The sequence below is a fragment of the Caldicoprobacter sp. genome, assembly GCF_047459465.1.
Classification (GTDB): domain Bacteria; phylum Bacillota; class Clostridia; order Caldicoprobacterales; family Caldicoprobacteraceae; genus Caldicoprobacter.
The window spans coordinates 1-4,263 of record NZ_VSCO01000148.1; the positions used below are offsets into that span (position 1 = coordinate 1).

Consider the following 4,263-nt stretch of genomic DNA (forward strand, 5'->3'; position numbering starts at 1 on the left):
AATTCAATACCAGATGGAAGCTCTTGGTGAACTTAATTGTTTGGTGGGGCAGGGAAAATGAGGCGGATGATCATTGCAACCAATAATTCCGGCAAGGTACAGGAAATTCGCCAGATTCTAGGCGACCTGCCCTTTGAATTATTATCCTTGCGAGATGCCGGCATTCACATAAAGGTAGAAGAGGACCAGGACTCTTTTGAAGGAAATGCGAGGAAAAAAGCGCTAGAGGTTGCCAAATATATGGGATATCCTGCTTTGGCCGATGATTCTGGGCTGGAAGTCATGGCGCTGGGCGGTCAGCCGGGGGTGTATTCGGCTCGCTTTGCGGGAGAAAACGCCACAGATGAGCAAAACAACGCTAAGCTGCTCAAGATGATGGAAGGCATACCTTACGAAAAGAGGCAGGCGGTGTTCCGCTGCGTAGTGGTGCTGGCTTATCCCGATGGGAGGATGCTTGAGGCTACAGGAGAGTGCTATGGCAGGATAGGCTTTAAGCCCTCGGGCAGCGGGGGATTTGGCTATGACCCGCTTTTTATTGTGGACGGCCTTGGGAAGACATTTGCGGAGCTTACTCCCGAGGAAAAAAACAGGATCAGCCACCGTGGCATAGCTTTGCGAAAGCTCAAGGAGCTGATTGTACAGAACTGTTGTGATCTTGATGCTAGCAAAAATGAATAACACAGCCTAAAAAATGGCTGTACGGCATTCAGTGATGGAGATGGTGGGTTATAAGGCGGATGAAGTGGAGGTCGCGCGATTTTAGTCTTGGAAAGTTTAATGCACAAAATTGATCGTTGCCTTAAAATTGCCGATAACGGGGATGGGACTAAAGTATGAGGATTGGAGTAATTAGCGACAGCCATGGTAAAAGGTTTGCCATTGACAGGGCTTTAAAAAACATAGGAGAAGTGGATATGCTTATCCATCTTGGAGATTTATGTTCCGATGCTGCGTATCTTGAAAAGTCATTAGAAGTGCCGGTGGTATACGTCAGAGGAAATTGCGATTTTTCCGGACAAGCTCCTTATTCAAGGGAGATTGAGCTGAAGGGTAAACGAATATTTTTAACCCATGGGCACCTTTATAGGGTGAAATGGGGGACAAGCTACCTTGTGGACTTCGCAAGAAAAAATGGCTTTGATGTGGTGCTTTTCGGGCATACCCATGTGCCTGAGGTTTTTTGGGAGGGTGACATTGTCTTTATGAACCCGGGAAGCGTCTCTCTACCCAGGGAGAGTACAGGGCCAACGGCTGGGGTTATTGAGATGTCAGACGATAAAATTGTCCCGTATATTATAAAGGTACGTTATTAGACTCTGTGTTAATAGGCCTGGTGAAGGCTTCGCTTTGTAATTTAAATAATGCATTTGTTTTAAAACACCTTAAAATGTATTTAAAGTATAAAACTGCGTTTAAACATATAAGAACGTGACCTAAAAGTGTATATCAAACTGTTTTAATGGGGGAAGAGGGGCTATGATGGATAGGATATTGATTTTTAATGCAAAAATCCTTACTCCTTATCGCTTAATTGACAACGGCAGCATTTTGGTGGAAAACGGTAAAATTGTGGAGGTGAGCCGGGGCAGACTCCCAGTTTCAGAATGCATTGCCATAGATGCAAAGGGGTATTATGTTTCACCAGGGTTTATCGATATCCACACCCACGGTGGTGGCGGGCATGATTTTATGGATGGCACCGTGGAGGCTTATTTAGGAGCGGCAAGAAAGCATGCATGTTATGGTACAACCGCTATGGTGCCCACTACTTTGACCAGCAGCTTAGAAAATTTGAGGGAGACGTTTGAGGTATACAAACAAGCTAAAGCTGCCAATAAGATGGGGGCTGTCTTTTTAGGCCTGCATCTGGAAGGGCCTTATTTTTCAATGGAACAAAGGGGTGCTCAGGATCCAAAGTATATTAGGAATCCCAAAAGAGAAGAGTATGAGAAAATTTTGAGTTGGTCTGACGATGTGGTGCGCTGGAGTGCGGCTCCCGAGCTTGAAGGCGCACTGGAGTTCGGCAGATTTTTAAGGGAAAGAAACATTTTGCCCTCCATAGGGCACTCTAATGCGATATACGAAGAAGTGATCGAGGCATTTGAAAATGGGTATACCCACGTTACACATCTATACTCTGGCATGTCAGGAGTGAGGAGGATTAATGCCTATCGGTATGCTGGGGTTATTGAGAGCGCTTTTCTAATAGATGAGATGACTGTGGAGATAATTGCAGACGGTGCACATCTGCCTGCCAGCCTGCTCAAGCTCATATACAAAATAAAGGGGCCGCATAACATCGCGTTGATCACCGATTCTATGAGGGCTGCGGGGATGCCCGAGGGAGAGTATATATTGGGCAGCCTAAAAGAAGGGCAGAAGGTCATTGTGGAAGAGGGGGTAGCAAAACTGCCGGATCGCACTGCCTTTGCTGGGAGCGTGGCAACTGCTGATCGATTGGTCAGGACTATGGTGCAATTGGCCCAGGTGCCCTTGATGGAAGCTGTTCAGATGATGACCGCTACGCCGGCGAGAATCATGAAGGTGGATGATAGGAAAGGAAGCATCGCCGTTGGCAAGGACGCTGACCTGGTCATATTCGATGATGATATAAACGTTCATTTGACGATGGTTGAAGGGAGAATAGTGTATAAGGGGGAAGCTCTATGAGTAATGCTCGGGTTTGGAAGGTGCGCTATATTGAGGATTCAAAAGTGGACCCGAAAGTGTGAGAAGAAATACCTCCTTTGGTCATTGATAATTTTCCTTGGAATGAAAATGGTTATAGGCCCAGGACGGAAGTGCGTATCTTTTATTCTGAGACAAGGTTTTACTTATTGTTTAAAGCTTTCGAACAGGAAATACGTGCTGAATGCTTAAACATTAATGATCCTGTGTGCACAGATAGTTGTGTTGAATTCTTTTTCAATCCAGACCCTGAACATGATGATAGGTACATAAACTTTGAGATAAATCCCATTGGCGCTTTTTTATTGGGGATAGGTGCAGATCGCTACAGCCGCGTGCTTATTAACGACGTTAGCCCTGAAATATTTGATATCACTACTTCAGTAACCAAGGGTTCAGTTCAGAGCTACAAGGGCCCACTGTGGACAGTCGAATATTTCAATTCCCTTTTATTTTATAGAGAAATATTATGGAGGGCAGGATTTTCGTTGTGGTAAGAGGATAAAGGCCAATTTTTATAAATGTGGAGATAAAACAAAATATCCACATTGGGGTTGCTGGAATAGAATTGATACTCCCCATCCTGATTTCCACAGGCCTGAGTTTTTTGGTGATCTGATACTGGGGTGAATAAGACTAAACAAAATTTTCGAGGACAGTTTTTAAGTCCTTTGAGATTTATGATGTTTTAGCAGTTTTTGAGATATTTTTGTTATTTACTACCTACCTAAATTTTGTGCAAACATCACCTTAACAAATGGTTAAATAAGGAAACTCAACTGGACATACTTTGGCTTTGTTAACGCTTCTATTAACAGCTTAGCCAGCTTGGTAAGCGGCGGTATCATTACCCGTATCCCTTCTGCTGTCCTCTCCACAAAACCTTTAACTCGAGAACATTTCTCCACTAAAGTCTTTACCCCTGCTCCCTTAAGCTCTGTACCCTCAAGCTTTGTCACCTTAAACCAAGTGATAAGATTGTGTGTCATGGCCATCATCCACAAAAAAGTATAAATCCCATAAAATTTGCTGGTCCTCAGGTTCTTTATACCATACGTGTTCTCCGCTATCTTGAAAAATGCTTCTATCGTTGCCTCCCATTGTAAAAATGAAAAGCTTCCACACAAGATAACTTCTTCCTGCTGATGTTAGTATAAAGCAACGTATACGTTAAATTACCATCTTTCCCTCGAAACCGTACCAGTATAACTCTCACTCTCCCTTCTTGAGGAAATTCATATATCCACACGCTCCGTCACTTACCTGCTTGTATGCACTTTTCGGTACCTCTTTTGCAATAATGGCTGCTGTTCTTGTAGAATATCCCTTAATAATAAATTTAAGTCCTTTAATACTCATAAGTCTTTCTATGTTTTCTAAAGAACCATAACCACTGTCCAGCCTGACTATCAACCTCCCCTCTTTAAGGTGTTCTGTATACTTGGAGGTTATCGATGATAATAAGTCTTCCAATCTATTCTGACAGTGGGTATTCCCTGGGTCTAAATATAAGTCAACACTCTCCGAATGTTCTCCTGCAAAAGCCACCGACAGCTGATAACCTTTTTTACCTGC

The 4,263-nt window shown here is 43.6% G+C and carries 7 protein-coding genes; 5 read left to right on the plus strand and 2 right to left on the minus strand.

The window, feature by feature from the left end; genetic code table 11:
• Positions 1–57: 57 nt before the first annotated feature.
• The 5 genes from FWJ59_RS08275 (at position 58) to FWJ59_RS08295 (ending at position 3,318) form a co-directional block, all read left to right on the plus strand.
• Complete coding sequence (locus FWJ59_RS08275; protein ID WP_414481474.1) at positions 58–678, plus strand: XTP/dITP diphosphatase; 621 nt, start codon at positions 58–60, stop codon at positions 676–678.
• 155 nt (positions 679–833) lie between these two features.
• Entirely contained in the window at positions 834–1,313 is a 480-nt protein-coding gene (locus FWJ59_RS08280) for a metallophosphoesterase (protein ID WP_025746956.1), read from the plus strand.
• Positions 1,314–1,476: 163 nt separating this feature from the next.
• Positions 1,477–2,670 carry an N-acetylglucosamine-6-phosphate deacetylase gene (nagA, locus tag FWJ59_RS08285; RefSeq protein WP_035146011.1) on the plus strand — a complete coding sequence of 398 codons (1,194 nt, stop codon included), beginning with the start codon at positions 1,477–1,479 and terminating at the stop codon, positions 2,668–2,670.
• 77 nt (positions 2,671–2,747) lie between these two features.
• Complete coding sequence (locus FWJ59_RS08290; protein WP_025746954.1) at positions 2,748–3,185, plus strand: carbohydrate-binding family 9-like protein; 438 nt, start codon at positions 2,748–2,750, stop codon at positions 3,183–3,185.
• The gene (locus FWJ59_RS08295) at positions 3,145–3,318 is read left to right on the plus strand and encodes a carbohydrate-binding family 9-like protein (RefSeq protein ID WP_414481477.1); all 174 of its coding nucleotides are present in this window, start codon (positions 3,145–3,147) and stop codon (positions 3,316–3,318) included. Before FWJ59_RS08290 ends, FWJ59_RS08295 begins: the two co-directional genes overlap by 41 nt.
• A 131-nt stretch (positions 3,319–3,449) precedes the next feature.
• Here FWJ59_RS08295 and FWJ59_RS08300 read toward each other — a convergent pair whose 3' ends face one another.
• Together FWJ59_RS08300 and FWJ59_RS08305 are read right to left on the minus strand one after the other, a co-directional pair.
• Positions 3,450–3,677 carry a hypothetical protein gene (locus tag FWJ59_RS08300; RefSeq protein WP_414481475.1) on the minus strand — a complete coding sequence of 76 codons (228 nt, stop codon included), beginning with the start codon at positions 3,675–3,677 and terminating at the stop codon, positions 3,450–3,452.
• Between the two features lie 223 nt (positions 3,678–3,900).
• Positions 3,901–4,263: transposase (locus FWJ59_RS08305; protein ID WP_414481476.1), on the minus strand; the 363-nt coding region annotated here is incomplete at its 5' end.